Annotated in this window: 19 protein-coding genes; 16 read left to right on the top strand and 3 right to left on the bottom strand. The window is 35.9% G+C overall.

Features of this window, described 5'->3' with window-relative positions:
- The first annotated feature begins 904 nt into the window (after nucleotides 1-904).
- The 10 genes from ACIQ7N_RS00995 to ACIQ7N_RS00950 all read left to right on the top strand — a co-directional run bounded on the left by ACIQ7N_RS00995 (nucleotide 905) and on the right by ACIQ7N_RS00950 (nucleotide 8,392).
- A complete protein-coding gene (locus ACIQ7N_RS00995; RefSeq protein ID WP_402929641.1) occupies nucleotides 905-2,209 on the top strand; it encodes a Spo0B domain-containing protein in 1,305 nt (434 codons plus the stop codon).
- A 470-nt stretch (nucleotides 2,210-2,679) separates the two neighbouring features.
- The gene (locus ACIQ7N_RS00990) at nucleotides 2,680-3,306 is read left to right on the top strand and encodes a TetR/AcrR family transcriptional regulator (RefSeq protein ID WP_402929640.1); all 627 of its coding nucleotides are present in this window, start codon (nucleotides 2,680-2,682) and stop codon (nucleotides 3,304-3,306) included.
- A 135-nt stretch (nucleotides 3,307-3,441) separates the two neighbouring features.
- Nucleotides 3,442-4,149 carry a M23 family metallopeptidase gene (locus ACIQ7N_RS00985; RefSeq protein WP_402929638.1) on the top strand — a complete coding sequence of 236 codons (708 nt, stop codon included), beginning with the start codon at nucleotides 3,442-3,444 and terminating at the stop codon, nucleotides 4,147-4,149.
- 262 nt (nucleotides 4,150-4,411) lie between these two features.
- Nucleotides 4,412-4,975: a histidine phosphatase family protein gene (locus tag ACIQ7N_RS00980; RefSeq protein WP_402929636.1), complete on the top strand. Its 564-nt coding sequence runs from the start codon at nucleotides 4,412-4,414 to the stop codon at nucleotides 4,973-4,975.
- A 20-nt stretch (nucleotides 4,976-4,995) separates the two neighbouring features.
- Complete coding sequence (locus tag ACIQ7N_RS00975) at nucleotides 4,996-5,844, top strand: GNAT family N-acetyltransferase (protein WP_402929635.1); 849 nt, start codon at nucleotides 4,996-4,998, stop codon at nucleotides 5,842-5,844.
- A 358-nt stretch (nucleotides 5,845-6,202) separates the two neighbouring features.
- On the top strand, nucleotides 6,203-6,424 hold the full coding sequence (locus tag ACIQ7N_RS00970) for a DUF2829 domain-containing protein (RefSeq protein ID WP_142508321.1): 222 nt from the start codon (nucleotides 6,203-6,205) through the stop codon (nucleotides 6,422-6,424).
- Nucleotides 6,425-6,479: 55 nt separating this feature from the next.
- Nucleotides 6,480-7,235 carry a 3-oxoacyl-ACP reductase gene (locus ACIQ7N_RS00965; RefSeq protein WP_402929633.1) on the top strand — a complete coding sequence of 252 codons (756 nt, stop codon included), beginning with the start codon at nucleotides 6,480-6,482 and terminating at the stop codon, nucleotides 7,233-7,235.
- Nucleotides 7,236-7,387: 152 nt separating this feature from the next.
- Entirely contained in the window at nucleotides 7,388-7,897 is a 510-nt protein-coding gene (locus ACIQ7N_RS00960; RefSeq protein WP_402929632.1) for a QueT transporter family protein, read from the top strand.
- A 45-nt stretch (nucleotides 7,898-7,942) separates the two neighbouring features.
- Nucleotides 7,943-8,089, top strand: a complete 147-nt coding sequence (locus tag ACIQ7N_RS00955; protein WP_402929630.1) for a hypothetical protein — start codon at nucleotides 7,943-7,945, stop codon at nucleotides 8,087-8,089.
- A 72-nt stretch (nucleotides 8,090-8,161) separates the two neighbouring features.
- Nucleotides 8,162-8,392: a transcriptional regulator SplA domain-containing protein gene (locus ACIQ7N_RS00950; RefSeq protein ID WP_402929628.1), complete on the top strand. Its 231-nt coding sequence runs from the start codon at nucleotides 8,162-8,164 to the stop codon at nucleotides 8,390-8,392.
- 344 nt (nucleotides 8,393-8,736) lie between these two features.
- On the opposite strand, the gene ACIQ7N_RS00945 is transcribed toward ACIQ7N_RS00950, so the two are convergent.
- Nucleotides 8,737-8,874, bottom strand: a complete 138-nt coding sequence (locus tag ACIQ7N_RS00945) for a hypothetical protein (protein ID WP_402929626.1) — start codon at nucleotides 8,872-8,874, stop codon at nucleotides 8,737-8,739.
- An 82-nt stretch (nucleotides 8,875-8,956) separates the two neighbouring features.
- On the opposite strand from ACIQ7N_RS00945, the gene ACIQ7N_RS00940 reads away from it, so the two are divergent.
- Genes ACIQ7N_RS00940 through ACIQ7N_RS00930 form a run of 3 tightly spaced genes read left to right on the top strand, consistent with a single transcriptional unit; the run spans nucleotide 8,957 to nucleotide 11,236 of the window.
- Complete coding sequence (locus ACIQ7N_RS00940) at nucleotides 8,957-9,370, top strand: hypothetical protein (RefSeq protein WP_402929624.1); 414 nt, start codon at nucleotides 8,957-8,959, stop codon at nucleotides 9,368-9,370.
- An 11-nt stretch (nucleotides 9,371-9,381) separates the two neighbouring features.
- Complete coding sequence (locus tag ACIQ7N_RS00935; protein ID WP_402929622.1) at nucleotides 9,382-9,885, top strand: arginine deiminase family protein; 504 nt, start codon at nucleotides 9,382-9,384, stop codon at nucleotides 9,883-9,885.
- 25 nt (nucleotides 9,886-9,910) lie between these two features.
- Nucleotides 9,911-11,236, top strand: coding sequence for an amino acid permease (locus tag ACIQ7N_RS00930; RefSeq protein WP_402929620.1), 1,326 nt, complete (start codon nucleotides 9,911-9,913; stop codon nucleotides 11,234-11,236).
- Here the strand turns inward: ACIQ7N_RS00930 and ACIQ7N_RS00925 are convergent.
- Nucleotides 11,233-11,997: a YqcI/YcgG family protein gene (locus ACIQ7N_RS00925; protein WP_402929618.1), complete on the bottom strand. Its 765-nt coding sequence runs from the start codon at nucleotides 11,995-11,997 to the stop codon at nucleotides 11,233-11,235. The genes ACIQ7N_RS00930 and ACIQ7N_RS00925 overlap by 4 nt on opposite strands.
- Nucleotides 11,998-12,217: 220 nt before the next feature.
- Here ACIQ7N_RS00925 and ACIQ7N_RS00920 point away from each other — a divergent pair, with 220 nt between their 5' ends.
- On the top strand, nucleotides 12,218-13,078 hold the full coding sequence (locus ACIQ7N_RS00920; protein WP_402929616.1) for a GNAT family N-acetyltransferase: 861 nt from the start codon (nucleotides 12,218-12,220) through the stop codon (nucleotides 13,076-13,078).
- 400 nt (nucleotides 13,079-13,478) lie between these two features.
- Nucleotides 13,479-13,685: a hypothetical protein gene (locus ACIQ7N_RS00915; RefSeq protein WP_402929615.1), complete on the top strand. Its 207-nt coding sequence runs from the start codon at nucleotides 13,479-13,481 to the stop codon at nucleotides 13,683-13,685.
- Here ACIQ7N_RS00915 and ACIQ7N_RS00910 read toward each other — a convergent pair.
- Nucleotides 13,680-14,117 carry a MarR family winged helix-turn-helix transcriptional regulator gene (locus tag ACIQ7N_RS00910; protein WP_402929613.1) on the bottom strand — a complete coding sequence of 146 codons (438 nt, stop codon included), beginning with the start codon at nucleotides 14,115-14,117 and terminating at the stop codon, nucleotides 13,680-13,682. The two genes, ACIQ7N_RS00915 and ACIQ7N_RS00910, sit on opposite strands and share 6 nt — an antisense overlap.
- A 121-nt stretch (nucleotides 14,118-14,238) precedes the next feature.
- Between ACIQ7N_RS00910 and ACIQ7N_RS00905 the strand changes: the two genes are divergently transcribed.
- On the top strand, nucleotides 14,239-14,826 hold the full coding sequence (locus ACIQ7N_RS00905) for an NAD(P)H-dependent oxidoreductase (RefSeq protein ID WP_402929611.1): 588 nt from the start codon (nucleotides 14,239-14,241) through the stop codon (nucleotides 14,824-14,826).
- Nucleotides 14,827-14,834 lie beyond the last annotated feature (8 nt).

The raw sequence follows: 14,834 nt of genomic DNA, 5'->3' as shown, positions 1-14,834 counted from the left end.
CAAAACGATTTCATGCCCTTAGTCTTTTGCAAGAAAAGGAAGGCTTGGCCGTTGGATTAGCTTCAAACGCCGAATTCCGTCATTGATATGTATAGTGGCTATAATATTACCTTTCCAGAAATGTGCTGTAAGACGGAAATTAAATTAGAAACTTTGATTTTCGTCCAACATTATATAATGGAAGACTTGTATAATGAGTATGGGTTAGTTGTGTCTACATTTTGTTAACAATGAGTACCGTGGCGGGGCTTTATTGCTTCAACGATTTATTATTAGAACGATGTAAAAATATTGAAGAAGCACTTACATTAATTACAGAACTTCCACATGGTTATTGTTACAATTCAAGCAACGAGTATGAAGGAAAAAAATATTCAAGGGTCCGTCAATCTTAGGAGAGGACGCTGAACCGATTACAATTTCCTTTAAAGATTATTTGGATGAAGCTCTAGCGCTTCCAAAAAGGTTAAAAGGTTGAATTGATCTAAACAACAAAGATGGAATGGAATAAGTAATATATAATAAGAAAGGGGGCATGATAAAAGTTTGTTTGGCTTTTTAGTTTACTTTCTAGGGAAGGATTATTAAACTAATGGTTGCAACTAGAAGGGTGTTTCGCTCAAAAATAAAAATTGTTTTAGAATTTTATCAGTCCTGAACAAGACTTCTCCAACATTAATACGGGAAGGAGATAGCCCAAAAGTAAGGGGCGATAAAGTGGGTTGGTAATAGTCAAAACTTGCTTGGGATGATAAGATAAGAACGAATAGTGTTATTTAGAGAGGCGAAAAATCTGGAATCTTATACATAACAAAAAGCCGATTCCGGACGTCATTATGCGAAGGCCAAGCCCAACTAAATTAAGGCATTATTCATGTCTATAGATGAGGAAGTACCAGTTTGTATGAAAACACGAAAAATAAAACTAATTTTACTACTATCAATTATCTTATTAATATTGTTTACAAGTTTAAACATCTTTACATCCTACATAAAAATGAAAAAGACAGTTGAAGAGTCAATAGCTAACCAAAGTCTGGAAGCTGCTAGTTCTATTGCATCTTCAATTGATGTAGAGGCGTACAAACAATTTTTAGATAACCCTGTGAAAAACGATTATTATTGGCAATTAAGAAATTACTTAAATGATGCAAGAGTAAAAATAGGTGCCTTATTTGTTTATACATTAGAGATTGATAACCCAAAGGTATCCAAAGCAATGATTATGGGTTTACCACCTGAATCTAAAGGCTTTGATATCGGAATGGACTGTACAGTACCAGAGATGCAAGTGCAAAGAGCTTTTAAAGGAGAAACCTTTGTAACAGAAGTAATAGCAGATCCTATATACGGGTCTTACTTAACTGTTGGTGCACCGATCAAAGATAAAGCAGGGAAGATTATTGCATACATAGGAATTGATATTAGTGCAGACACATTAAATGGCATCAAGGGAAAAGTGATCAAAGACAATCTTTTTATCTTTATTTTTAATGGTTTGCTCATTTTAATCGTTATCTGCTCTGTTTTCTTCTTACAGAGATGGTATCAAAAAGAAGTAGCGAAGGAAGTTGGAGCGACAGAGGATACATATCAAGCAGAAATTAAAACTTTAATCACTTCCGTGTCCTCTTTAAGACATGATTTCACCAATCATATACAAGTGTTACATGGATTTCTGCAATTAGACAAACCAGATCAGGCCAAACAATATTTATCTTCACTTTCCAAAGAGGTTCAGACTATTAGGTCACTCAAATTAAATATTGATCATCCTGGCTTGGCAATATTATTACAAACGAAAAAACTAACTGCACAAAATCATAATATTGATATGGATTTTTCAGTCTCACAGGATGCATTTAATAAAATTAAAACAACGGATTTAATCAAAATCTTGTCGAATTTAATAGATAATGCGATTGATGCGGCAAATGAATTACCAGAAGAGCAACGAAAAATTACAATTTGCTGTAAAGCTGATGATAATCAATATGAATTTAAGGTTACAAATACCGGACCAAATATTGTACAGGCAGGGCAAATATTCAAGCAAGGATTCTCCACTAAAAAGCCAGGAATTGGTAAAATAAGAGGGCAGGGCTTGTTTATTGTGAATGAAATTGTTAATAAGTACGACGGTCAAATTTCTATCGATTCATCAAAACATTTAGAGACAACAGCAATAGTTACCATTCCAATAAAGTAAATTTCCAAACTTCATAAAAATAAAGCGTTAAAGTAATGCAAATAAAGCCGTCGGATTGGACGGCTTTATTTGCAATTATAATACGCCCGCATTTCTAACCCAACGCTCTCTAAATAATTTTTATATTCCTCGCTCATCTTTGATTTCAGTAGTTGCTTTTATCGAGTCTACTCCTTCTAGCCGTGTTCCTAACTCATCTGCCATCCGTTTAAAGCTTCAAACTTAGCATAATCCTCGAACTGCTCCAAGCCCTTTTACATTCCCTTATAGATTATCTTCTTGCTCTCCCCTAGAATCATTAAAGCCGTGGATTTCGTTTTATTGTAATAAGGCTCTTTAAAGTTGTTTGTACTCAAAAAAATTGTGGAATTCTTGATTAACTAACACTACGTTTGACCTTTTAGATAAATAACCTTAATATGGAATTGACCTAGTAGGTTAATTATGCTTCTTATAAGGAGTGACGAATGTTGACAAAATTATTAGATTTAGACCCTCAAAGAAGAAACGCAATTCTAAATGCAGCGTTAAAAGAATTTTCATTACAGGGGTATGACAACGCTTCAACAAATGTAATAGCAAAAGAAGCCGGAATATCTAAAGCTCTTATGTTTCACTATGTAAGTAGCAAACAAGAGCTTTTTCTAGTTGTGTATGATTACTTCTCTGACCTAATTAAAAAGGAGTATTTTGAACTGATGAATTATGATACAAAAGATATTTTTGACAGATTGCGTCAATCATATTTTTTGCAAATTGAATTATCTGAAAAGTACCCTTGGATTTTAGAATTTAATAAACTTTCACGAACTACTAATTCCAACGAGATTAATGAGGAACTCGAAAATAGAGCAAACAAAGAACATTCAAACTGTTATCCTAAATTATTTGATGAAATAGATGAAGATAAGTTTAGAAAGGAGCTAGATATAGAAAAATGCAAGCAGTTTATATTTTGGTCTAATATTGGATTTACTAATGAAATATTAGATGATATTAGAAATTCAGAATCTCAGTCTTTGAATTATGAACTCGTTGTTGAAAAACTTGATGGGTATTTTGATGAACTTAAAAAAGTATTCTACAACAATAAATGATTAAGGGATTGGGAAATGTGCGTTCAACATGAAAAAAAAAGTATGACTGCACGTATCAGTATGGTACTGGGATTTCCGCTTATAGCACTAGTTATTTTCAATGTAGGTAAAGAATCGACAGGGGAGGGATATTAGATGAATGATGCGCGTGAGCCGATAATTGTTGAGTTTCCTTTGAGAGGAGAATGGCACTCTCCTAACACTCCGGGTACAAAAATTCCGAGTCACGGCACAAATAAATTAGCATCAAGATATGCGTATGACTTTATACAAGTGGATTGGGAAAGAAAGGGCTGGCCCGCCTATCGTGTTAGTTTGGCGCAATATCTATTTTTGGGGGTTCCTTTAGATGAATATTATTGTTGGGGGCAAGATGTATATGCTCCTTGCGATGGGATCGTTGTCCAAGCAGAGGATGGTTATAAAGAACGAACACGAACAAAATTGCTTTCAGATATGTCTAACGCTTATAAAAATGCTCATTATTTCGACCCTAAGAAAGACGACATTCAATCAGTTGCTGGCAACTACATCATTATAGAATGTGGCGATAACGTATATGCTGCATTAGTCCATCTTCAAACAGGATCAATTCAGGTTTCAGTTGGTCAGAGTGTAAAAAAAGGTGAAGTTATTGGTAGAGTTGGTCATTCAGGTAACTCCTTTGCTCCGCATTTGCATTTTCAACTTATGGATAGTAGTGACATAGCTACAGCAAACGGATTGCCTTTTGCTTTTGAACAATACGAATTATTAAAAAATGGCAGATGGGAAAAAGTAAATAATGGAATTCCAACAAATAAGGATAGAATAAGATTTCAAAAATCTGATGAATTGGATTAAATTAAAGCTGCATAAAGGGGTACCGTTAGGGAAATGGGCTTAGCGTTGCAAACCCGTATTTTCCTGCCGGTACCCATATAATAAAGTTTCACCTTACGCAAAACGCCTAAATGGGGAGAATGGGAATGTGGATGAAATTAGCTGCTCTACTGCTGAAGTAACTCTCACAATGTAAAAAGCTTTTTTAACTTTCATTTTACATTTTTTGAGCGATTCTTTTCATATATTATTAATAATCAAAATGGTACTCTATTAGGAGGAGATGAAATATTTGGATAAATCAATCCTTTCTTTATTGAAAAAGGGTGGATTCATTTTGTATGCGAGACATGGCCAAGCGACTGTCGGGGTAGATCAGACAAATTTAAATTTTCAAGATTGCTATACGCAAAGAAATTTGTCTGACGTTGGGCGCAGGGAGGCCATTTACTTTGGACAAATGCTTCGCTATTATCAAATCCCGATCAGTTCACCGATTGTCGCAAGTCCTTTTTGTCGTACAATTGAAACGGCACAGCTCGCATTTCCATATGCCTATATCCAAATTGATCCAATCGGGTATGAAATTTATAAATTGGGTGGAAACATACCTATCGTTGAAAAAACAAATATATTATCAAATCTACAATCGATGTTAGAAAGAAAGCCACCACATGGTACGAATCAAGTAATCGTTGCCCACAGCTTTCCCGAAGGTGTTGGGTTAGGGAATATTTCTAATATGGGAATGGTTATTGTTAGGCCAAATGGTCCTGGAAATGGGTATGAGATAATAAGAAAATTAACTTTAGAAGATCTATCATTTTTAGGTAGTGGCTCTAATTAAGCTAGGGATGGGAGAAAAGCATGGAAATAAAAACAGTTTCACAGTGCACTTTAGCGGAAGTTTTAAAAGCTTGGAATAAAGGCTTTGAGGGATATTTTGTTCAAATAGAAATGAATGAAGAGATGTTTTTAAACCGCCTCGTTAAAGAGGGATTATCGCCAGAGCTTTCAATTGTCGCATTTGATCGAAATAATCCTGTAGGCATTGTATTAAATGGCTTTAGAGAAATGGATGGTAAGAAAATCGCTTGGAATGGTGGAACAGGTATCTCTCCCGACTATCGCGGTCAAGGTGTTTCCCGTGTTTTAATGGAAGAAACAAACGCCATCTATGAAAGAGAGAATGTGGAAGTTGCAACGCTTGAAGCTATAAAAGAGAATAAAGTAGCCATTGCGTTATATGAGAAGCATGGCTATACAATTACAAATAAATTGCTATTTTTAAGTGGCGAATATGAAGCAAAAATAGAGGAACAGGCCGCAATTCATGTGGAAACTATTCGGCCAGAGCAGCTTCCTTATTTATTTTTTTACCAGGAAGATGTTCCTTGGCAATGTAGCTGGCAAAGTAATAAACAAGGTGAAGCGAAAGTTTTTTTCAACGAGAATAATGAAGCGATTGGTTATATGTTATATAAAATCGTATGGGATATGGATGGAGCAATCGACCACATAGTGCTTTATCAATTAGTGTTATTGGAAAATGGCAAGGTAGAACATATACCACACTTTATCGCAAGCATTACAAATCACAAAGTAAATTTAGCTACAGTTAACTTTTTAGCGAGCAATCCAGCGGCGAGCTATTTGATGGAGAATGGGCTAGAGGTAAAGACAGAGCAAGTGCAAATGAAGAAAAAAATGGATTGATATAAGGTGAGTAGAGAAAATTACTTGAAGGCTTGAAATGTCAAAGTTTAGCCCTAACGTTGACGTTGATGAATTTACATTAAACTCGAATTGTTTCAAGTAGTTACTAGCCTATGGAAATATCACAGAATTGGAATGCGGTTCTTATATAGGATGTTGCCTAAAAATCATTGCGTCTATGCGCTAACGGCTAACTGACTACTTCACGTAGGCTTAAGTACAAAGATGATTCCGGCCGCTTTGTTGATCCGTTGCGGACAGCTACAATTATGCTGAGGCATAATTGATTAGGTTGTCAACATTTGAGATTTCCAGTATACTAATCCGATAAAGAAAGTAAATAAAAGGATGAATTTAAATGACGTTTGAAGAGATATTACCACGCTTAAAAGCGGGAGAAAAAGTAATTCGTAAAGGATGGGGCGGTGCTGAATTATATGTGAAGCTTGTTGGACAAAGCGAACATGATGGCGAGGCTCTGAATCCTTATTTTTTAATTAATGTACGTGGTGAGGGCTATACAATGTTCACACCAACAGTTTGTGATTTATTAGCGGAAGATTGGGTAATTGTCAATTAATCGAAAGAGCCATCTCAAATGAGGTGGTTTCTTTGTTTTTTGAGGAGAGATATGTATGAAGTTTGAAGAATATAACGGTAAAACGGTATTTGTAACGGGGGCTGCTTCAGGTATTGGTCAAGCTCAAGCTATTGCATTTTTAGAAAATGGGGCAAGTGTATTCGGGTTTGATTTAGATGAGCAAGGGTTAGAAAGTCTACATTATCAATATCCTGAACAATTTGCCTATAAAGTAGGCAGTGTATGCAATAAGGACGATGTAGAGCAAGCATTTGAAGCGGCGCTTTCAATATTTAAACAAGTAGATATTTTATTAAATACCGCAGGCGTATTAGATGGCTTTGCTAAAACGCTTGATACCGATGAGGCGCTTTGGGATAAAATTATGAATACTAATGTAAAAGGTACTTATTTTGTGACAAATACGATATTACCCCATATGGTTAAACGAAAATCAGGCACAATCGTTAATATGGCATCTATCGCTGGGCTTGTTGCTGGCGGTGGGGGCGCAGCGTATACAGCATCCAAACATGCAATTGTCGGCTATACGAAACAGTTAGACTTAGATTATTGTCGTGAAGGAATTCGTGCCAATGCCATTGCACCTGGAGCCATTCAAACACCGATGAACAAAGCAGATTTTGAAGGTGATGGTGCGATCGCAAAATGGGTCGCCGGTGAAACGCCTGCTGGACGCTGGGCCCAACCAAGTGAAGTGGCGAGTTTAACACTTTATTTAGCTAGTCCATCAGCTGATTATATACACGGTGCAATTATACCGATTGATGGCGGATGGCTTACTAAATAGTATTGTTTAATCGTAAATTGTTCTGCTATAATACGCAAGTAAGCAAAATTTAGCTTGCACTGCGGCACTTCAGATAGGGTGAAAAGCTCTCTTCCTTTGGCCGTAGTTATTACTAAAATGGCGGATATGCTATTTTACAAAGGAGAATAAAATTGCATACATCTATTGTAAAAGATTCCAGCCGTACTTCTGTAACAGAACTTACAAAGACGGCACTTGTTGCAGCTTTATATGTGGCTGTAACAGTTTTATTGTCTGTCATTAGTTTTGGGGCAATTCAACTACGTTTGTCGGAAATGTTTAACTACCTAGCCCTCTATAACAAGCGCTATGTATTAGCCGTGACGCTAGGAGTAGTACTCGCAAATTTTATGTCACCAACGTGGGTATTAGATGTACCTATTGGTGGAATTGCGACATTTCTAGTTTTAATTCTTTGCCGCAGCGTAACGAAAAATATAACAAATGAAATAATGAAAATGGTTATTACTGCATTGATTTTTGCTGTATCGATGTTTACCGTTGCAGGACAATTAACAATTCTCAATAATTTTCCTTTTTGGGCGACCTGGTTTACTGTAGGTGTTGGGGAGTTGCTATCCATGACTGTTGGTGGTATGACTATTTATTTATTAAATAAAAAAATTGATTTGACGAAATAAATCGAAGAGTAATGCAAGTCATCATTAAAAGGTGACTTGCTTTTTTTGATGTTAAAAGAGAAACTGGCTTTGCAATCAGTCGGCGAAGCGCCATCCCCATCTGGCACAAAGCTACATTATGAAACGGAGGCGTTCCATAATGTAAAAGAATCTGCCGCCACTTTTGATTTAAAGAGCTTTATTTGCAATTAAATATTTTTAAACATAGTGATAATTAATCTCTTCTTACACCAAACTAGTGGAAAGGCATAGGAAGGTGATGGAATGAAACAACAGCAGCAATATAGTGCAGGGGATATAGTTTTCATTTTTTATCAATATTCATCTATTCAGCAAGTAGTAAACATACAGGAAGCTGCAGTAGTGAACAATCCAGATAATCCAAAGGAGCTAGCGCTATTTCTCTTTGAGACGTATTACCCGCTAACAGATGATATGTTAATATTTACGAGCGAAATGGATGCTGAGCAAGCTTATCACCAATATTTTCATTGATGAAGGTAGAACAAGCGATGCCTTTTGTAATTGATTTACTGTCCCTCAACGAAATGAAACAGCTTTTCAAACACTCTTTGAGAGAAAACAAAAGCTTAATTAACTTTGTTATAGATGGTTCAATATATTTGCTATCTATGCGGAATTGGAAAGGAGCGCTTTGTGCAAGCACAAAGCCGATTCTAGACACACTTATGCCGAGGCATAAGTGATTAATGAGTAATATTGCATTGTCTTTTATTCTTTATAAAGAATAACTAAAATTGACTGCCGTATAATTCATCCCCATTCGATACTTTAAGATACCTGAAAAAATACCTCTAATCACTTTAGGTCCTCTTTAACTAAACCTTTTTTTCTAAAACTTCTCTTTTTGCAGTATGTTCTAAGCTTTCCCCTAATTCGATCAAAACCGCCTGGAAGCCCCCAACCACCATTAATAATAACAGTTCATTTGCGTTATTGAGATAGTGTAAAAACAAAAAAATCCTCCTTTAATTTGTATAATCTTAATCTTGGTGGTAACGCTAACAAAGATAGTCATGAAGAAAGGGGGAATACATTATGAACTCATTTCAACCGAATTGTTGGTCGGAGCATGAAGAACTTAAGGTTGTTATGCTTTGTGCACCTTCCAAATTAGATGTACCAGATTTAACAATAGCTGAAAATGTAGGATGGGATGCTGCTGTTAATCATGTAAAAGCAATGGACAATTTCATGGGATTTAAGACAACACTAGAAAATGCAGGTGTCAAGGTTATTGATTATTCGGAAGAGCTATCAACTGATGTAAAAACAGTAAGTGAACAGCTTATTAATAGATACTTTGTTCGCGATCTAGCCTGTGTGATAGGAAATAGCATTTTCTATGGAGCGGCGGGTAGTTCGCTAAGGCGTCCGGAGTATCCACATGCACACTCATTATTAGAAAAGTGGTTTCCGGAAAAAAAGTTAAACAACCTTCTACTGCTTTAGAATGTGGAGATGTGCTGATTTTAAATAAGGATGCCGTACTTATTAATATTGGAATGAGAACAACGTTAGAGGCTGTGGAAAGTATTAAGGATCGTATTTTCCAAGAAGGATTTTCGGAAATTGCCATCATAGATTTGCCAAGACGTTCCGATACACTTCATTTAGATATGAATTGCAATGTGACGAACGCTAATTTGCTAATAGCTAAAAACTTTATGCGGTATTTTCCTGTACACGTGTTCACAGCTCAAATAAATCGTTTTGAAATGGCCGAGCAATTTTTAAATCACCATGGGTTTGATGTTTACTGGCTTGAAAAATATAAGACAATCCCTGATATTAATTTTATTAATCTCAATCCCGAAACACTGTTAATTAGTAAGCAAGCAACGAAGCAGCACTGGACGAAGCATCCACTATTACAAAAGAAAAATTTGATAGAAATTGATGTCACAGAGCTTGAAAAAGGCGGTGGTGGCATTCGTTGCATGACATTGCCATTATTAAGAAAGTAGCCAAAAGGCAGGAGGCTTGATCAAAATGACATCTAAAACAAGTAAAGGGAGGTTGTCTTGGTGGCAGCTTTCGCTTCTCGGTATAGGTTGTACACTAGGAACAGGCTTTTTTCTTGGGACAAGTATGGCCATTCATAAGAGTGGTCCTGCTGTTGTGATTCCTTTTTTGTTAGCGGCCATTGCTACGTATATTGTCTATGATGCCCTTGTTAAGATGTCAGTTGATAATCCGGATAAGGGATCATTCCGTACTTATGCAAAGCAAGCTTTTGGCAATTGGGCAGGATTTAGTAATGGCTGGATTTACTTGATTTCTGAGATGCTCATTATGGGCAGCCAATTGACGGCGCTCGGTATTTTCACAAAGCTGTGGTTTCCGGAGCTTCCTTTATGGGTTGCTGCGTCTATTTATGCTGCACTTGGGTTAGCCATTATTCTAACGGGAATGAAGGGCTTTGAAAAATTTCAAAATATTTTTGGTGCGTTAAAGGCAGCGGCGGTTGTGATGTTTATTATAGTAGCGGCTGTCTTACTAATAAAAGGATTTAATTCGGAATCAACGACACTCGATGCATTGTATGCAAATTATGGAGAATTTTTTTCGCAAGGTGTGAAAGGACTATGGCTTGGGCTGCTATATGCCTTTTATGCATTTGGTGGAATAGAAGTTATGGGTTTAATGGTCATTGATTTAAAAAATCCTAAAGAAGCACCGAAAGCTGGAAAAGTCATGATTATTGCTATAACTGTCATTTTTATAATGGCTATTATGCTTGCCTTGGCGCTTGTATCTTGGAAGGACTTTAATATTGAGGAAAGCCTATTTATTACAGCGCTTAACAGTTATCACATTCCTTTTTTTGCAGACATTTTTAATGGCGTGTTAATTATTGCAGGTTTTTCAACAATGGTAGCCTCGTTATATGCGGTTATTACGATTCTCATTACTTTGGCAGAGGATCATGATGCGCCAACGGCTTTGGCGAAAAAAGGGAAGATGAAAATTCCATTTCCTGCATTTCTGTTTTTAGCTAGTGGTTTAATCATCACTATTATTATTGGCTTTCTTATGCCAGAAAAGATTTTTGAATATTTGGTTACTGCAGCAGGCTTAATGCTAATTTATAACTGGCTCTTTATCTTAGTGACATATAGAAAGCTAATGGAGTTGTCGAAGTGGGAGCATGTGAAGAATGGTATCGGGATGTTGCTCATTGTAGTGACGGTGTCTGGGACATTAGGGGAAAAAACAAGCAGACTCGGTTTTTTCGTGAGCCTGCTTTTTATCATCATCATTGGAATTGCAACTTGCATTGTCATGAAAAGGCAAAAACACAGTAAGCATGTTTAATGCTCTTTGTTCTGAAGAGCATGTTGCATTCGTAAAAAAGGACATTTCGATGCACTACTATTATCATCACTTAAAAAATACTGCTTCCATTCATAACTACCTTCTTGCCCATACCATTTTAAATCAGAATGAGCTGGAATAGCGTCGTATTCGTTAATGCGTTGACGAATAAGCTTTTTTAACTTGCGACCAAAGACAGTAGTGTCGTTCATTTCCTCAAATATCCAGCGTGGCTGAAATGCCATTAATAAAGTAGAAAAATTACGACTCTTGCGCAATTTATGTGCTGGCGTTGCACAAGACACAAAATAAGGCGCACCGTTAAAACAAAATTCCCATTCATGATGCGCTGGATCAGTTGGAATTTCCTTTGGCCAATCGATATCATCGAATTTCGTCAAATTGTTTAAAACAGACCAAAATAAATTTCTATAATCTGCAACATTGAAATTTTTATGCATATCATTAGGGGTTTTAAAGAAAATAGTATGTGTTGTATATTTACCAAACGTTTTAGCGCACTTATCGTATTCTTTTAAGCATCGTGCTAACGTCTTGATCGATTGCTCCTGTCGTGGATCTCCGATAAAACTATAGCGTAGCTCATTCGATAAAAAGCCTTTTCTAGCTGGAATACAGGGAAACGTATTTGCTTCATCTGCAACCATGGCAGCGAAGTCGGTATATGCTGACTGTTGCCATAATGGAAGTGTTTCAAAATGATCTTCAATCCACTTCTTGTCTAACACTGCTGCTTCCACTTATGTCTCCTCCTTCTATACATCTTTATACTATTTAAGAAAGAGCAAATGGGTGACGATGTATTGGCATTTTTCTAAATTGAAAAACAAGGGGAATACCCGCTAAATAGTTCGGATTTTATTTATAGAAAAAATGATTAATGATACGATAAGTTCTGACAATTAAAAATTACATATAGCTCGATCATTAAGGTCAAATGAAACGAAGGGATGAGAGTAAATGAATTCAGTTAATAAATTAACAAATCGTATGTTAAGAATCTTCAAGAATGCGGAAAAGGAAGCTGCCTCTTCACAACATAAAGTGTTACAGCCTATTCATTTTTTACTTGCTTGTCTAAAAGAAAAAGAGGGGGTCCTTGGCGAAATAGTATTAAAATGTACGATAGATGAAGCTTCTATAAGAAATTTGATGCATGAACTTGATCTAAAATCAGACAAGAAAGTTACGAGCCATACTTTATTTAACGTTCCTATAACAAATGATGTTTTAACAGTATTGGAACAAGCGACTTTTTATATGCAAAATTATAACCAGGTTTATATAAATGAAGGTCACTTACTTAAAGCGTTAATAAAGTCGAATATGCTGGACGAATTCGTTTCAGAAGAAGACAAGAAAATGATTTTAAAGCTTGGTACGACTTCGCGGGATATGGTTGCACATCTTCACAATTATCAATTCCCGGTTTCGATTTCTAGTAATATTCGTAGAGTCAATCGCGATGATAAAAGTAAGCTAATTCATTTTGTAGAAAGTCATTTTTCGCAAGAATGGTCAGAAACGATTAACAGTGCCTTTTTAAGTACTACGCCTCCCATCTATGTAGCTTTTGATCATCATGGAGATCTAATTGGATTTGCTGCATTTGACGTTTATCAAAATAAAAAATGTTATTTTGGCCCGATGGGTGTAGCTAAAACTAATCGAGTAAAGGGGATAGGATATTCTCTCCTCCATCATTGTTTAAAAGAAATGCACGAAATTGGTTATGAATATGCAATTATCGGAGGAGCAGGTCCAATCGAATTTTATGAAAAAGCTTGTCATGCTGTCGTCATTCCTGCTACCTACAATTAAGGAGAAAGTTATTTGAATATAGTTCAAGCAAACACTATTTCACCAGCTATTCAACAAGAGTATGAAAAATATATACTTTTATCGAATAGGACATTATATAGTTTCGGAGTTAGCGGTGAAATAGTCGGTTGTTTGGGATAGAACAAATCAGTTTATCTTCATTCAGCAGAAGAATCCACCTCTGAAGATGGCGAGATGAATAAAGTGTGGTTCTTTTCAGCCAAACATTTATTGAATGAAGATAAACCCTCCGGCGGATGTCACGGATTTTTAAAGGAATGAATTGTGCGGGCACAATTCAAACTCCGGACGCAATTACGCCTTGGCGTAATTGATCAAAGTGTAAGATTAAGATTTTGCTGTATTAGCTGATCAAAGAGGAAAAGGTATTGGCAGTCAAATGATTCATTTTATAGCAAGTAAGTACCCATCAATTGTGGCAGAAACAGATTATGAGGCTGTAGATTTTTATCGATGCTATGGTTTTTTCATAACTAGCCTAGGAGAGAAATACCGGGTGTGGAACGCTTTCTATGCCAATATAATAAACAATGAAAGAACCTGCAATGCTTGTCTTAAAGAAAAGCATGCAGGTTTTCATTTATGATTTTGGGTTAAAGACTTTATCGTTAAGAACGTTTAATGCATGATGAATGTCCTTTATATCTTCTTTAGATGCATGTTGGATAAGTTGTTGAAAGCGCTCTTCTATACAGGCAAATGCTTCTCCCATTATTTTTTCTCCATCCTCTGTAAGGCAAACATAGTGCTTTCTTCGATCTTCAGTATCGCTAATTTTTTTAATAAACTTTCTTTCCTGTAATTTTCGTAATTCACGGCTTGTATTAGGTAAGGACATATGCTGGCAATCACTAATTTCAGTAGGTGTAACTGGCTGACTTACTGTTATATATTCTAGAATTTTATATTGAACTGGTGTAATATGATCGATTTTAACGTTTTGAGTTAGTTCATGCGTTACTTGGTGTACCGCTGTTGTAAAAGCTACGAACTGATTAAATAATTGTTTTTTGTCCAAATAGGCTCACCTCTTACTGACAAGATAACAAAAAACTTATCTCAAAACAATTATCATTTGACAACTAAATTTAGACGGTTTATTATTTTATTATCAAATGATAAGTAATGGAGGATTTATGGTGAATACATTAATTATTTATACATATCCCAATCATAAAAGTTTGAATTATGCTTTTTTACAGGAGGCTATTAAGGGTTGTCAAGATAATCCGCTCGTAAATGAGGTTCAAGTATTAGATTTATATGAGGAGCAATTTAACCCAATTTTAGTATTTCATGAACATAAACGCCGTCGTGATATGTTTCGTGATCCGAAGCTAGAGAAATATCGTCAACAAATTAAGTGGGCTAATAAAATCGTTTTTGTTTATCCGATATGGTGGGGAAGACCACCAGCAATGCTTTTAGGGTATATTGATCAATTATTTGCGGCCAATTTTGCCTATAAAGATAAAAAGGGACTACTTCCTGAGGGTCTTCTAAAAGGAAAATCAGTGGTGTGTATTTCGACCATGAAAGGGCCAACAAAATATCCACTATTATGGCTCAATAATGCGCATAAAATATTAATGAAAAGAGCGTTATTTAATTTTGTTGGTATTAAACAAGTGAAGTTTTTTGAATTTGGCAATATGGAAAGTAAGAAGGGGAGACAAAGCAGAAAACTTGAAAAAGTTTATCAATATTTTAGAAAAGTAGCTTACTAGTTCATCAA

Origin of the sequence: Lysinibacillus sp. NPDC095746, from assembly GCF_044763535.1 — a bacterium.
Taxonomy (GTDB): Bacteria; Bacillota; Bacilli; order Bacillales_A; family Planococcaceae; genus Lysinibacillus.
The sequence above is the reverse complement of the archived record's forward strand: the minus strand, read 5'-3'. Positions and strand labels throughout refer to the sequence as shown.

Bases quoted from the DNA above. Each gene is read 5' to 3' on its own strand.
- ACIQ7N_RS00995 (WP_402929641.1), top strand. From the start codon at position 905: ATGAAAACACGAAAAATAAAACTAATTTTACTACTATCAATTATCTTA.
- ACIQ7N_RS00985 (WP_402929638.1), top strand. From the start codon at position 3,442: ATGAATGATGCGCGTGAGCCGATAATTGTTGAGTTTCCTTTGAGAGGA.
- ACIQ7N_RS00980 (WP_402929636.1), top strand. From the start codon at position 4,412: ATGAAATATTTGGATAAATCAATCCTTTCTTTATTGAAAAAGGGTGGA.
- ACIQ7N_RS00975 (WP_402929635.1), top strand. From the start codon at position 4,996: ATGGAAATAAAAACAGTTTCACAGTGCACTTTAGCGGAAGTTTTAAAA.
- ACIQ7N_RS00970 (WP_142508321.1), top strand. From the start codon at position 6,203: ATGACGTTTGAAGAGATATTACCACGCTTAAAAGCGGGAGAAAAAGTA.
- ACIQ7N_RS00965 (WP_402929633.1), top strand. From the start codon at position 6,480: ATGAAGTTTGAAGAATATAACGGTAAAACGGTATTTGTAACGGGGGCT.
- ACIQ7N_RS00950 (WP_402929628.1), top strand. From the start codon at position 8,162: ATGAAACAACAGCAGCAATATAGTGCAGGGGATATAGTTTTCATTTTT.
- ACIQ7N_RS00940 (WP_402929624.1), top strand. From the start codon at position 8,957: ATGAACTCATTTCAACCGAATTGTTGGTCGGAGCATGAAGAACTTAAG.
- ACIQ7N_RS00930 (WP_402929620.1), top strand. From the start codon at position 9,911: ATGACATCTAAAACAAGTAAAGGGAGGTTGTCTTGGTGGCAGCTTTCG.
- ACIQ7N_RS00920 (WP_402929616.1), top strand. From the start codon at position 12,218: ATGAATTCAGTTAATAAATTAACAAATCGTATGTTAAGAATCTTCAAG.
- ACIQ7N_RS00915 (WP_402929615.1), top strand. From the start codon at position 13,479: ATGATTCATTTTATAGCAAGTAAGTACCCATCAATTGTGGCAGAAACA.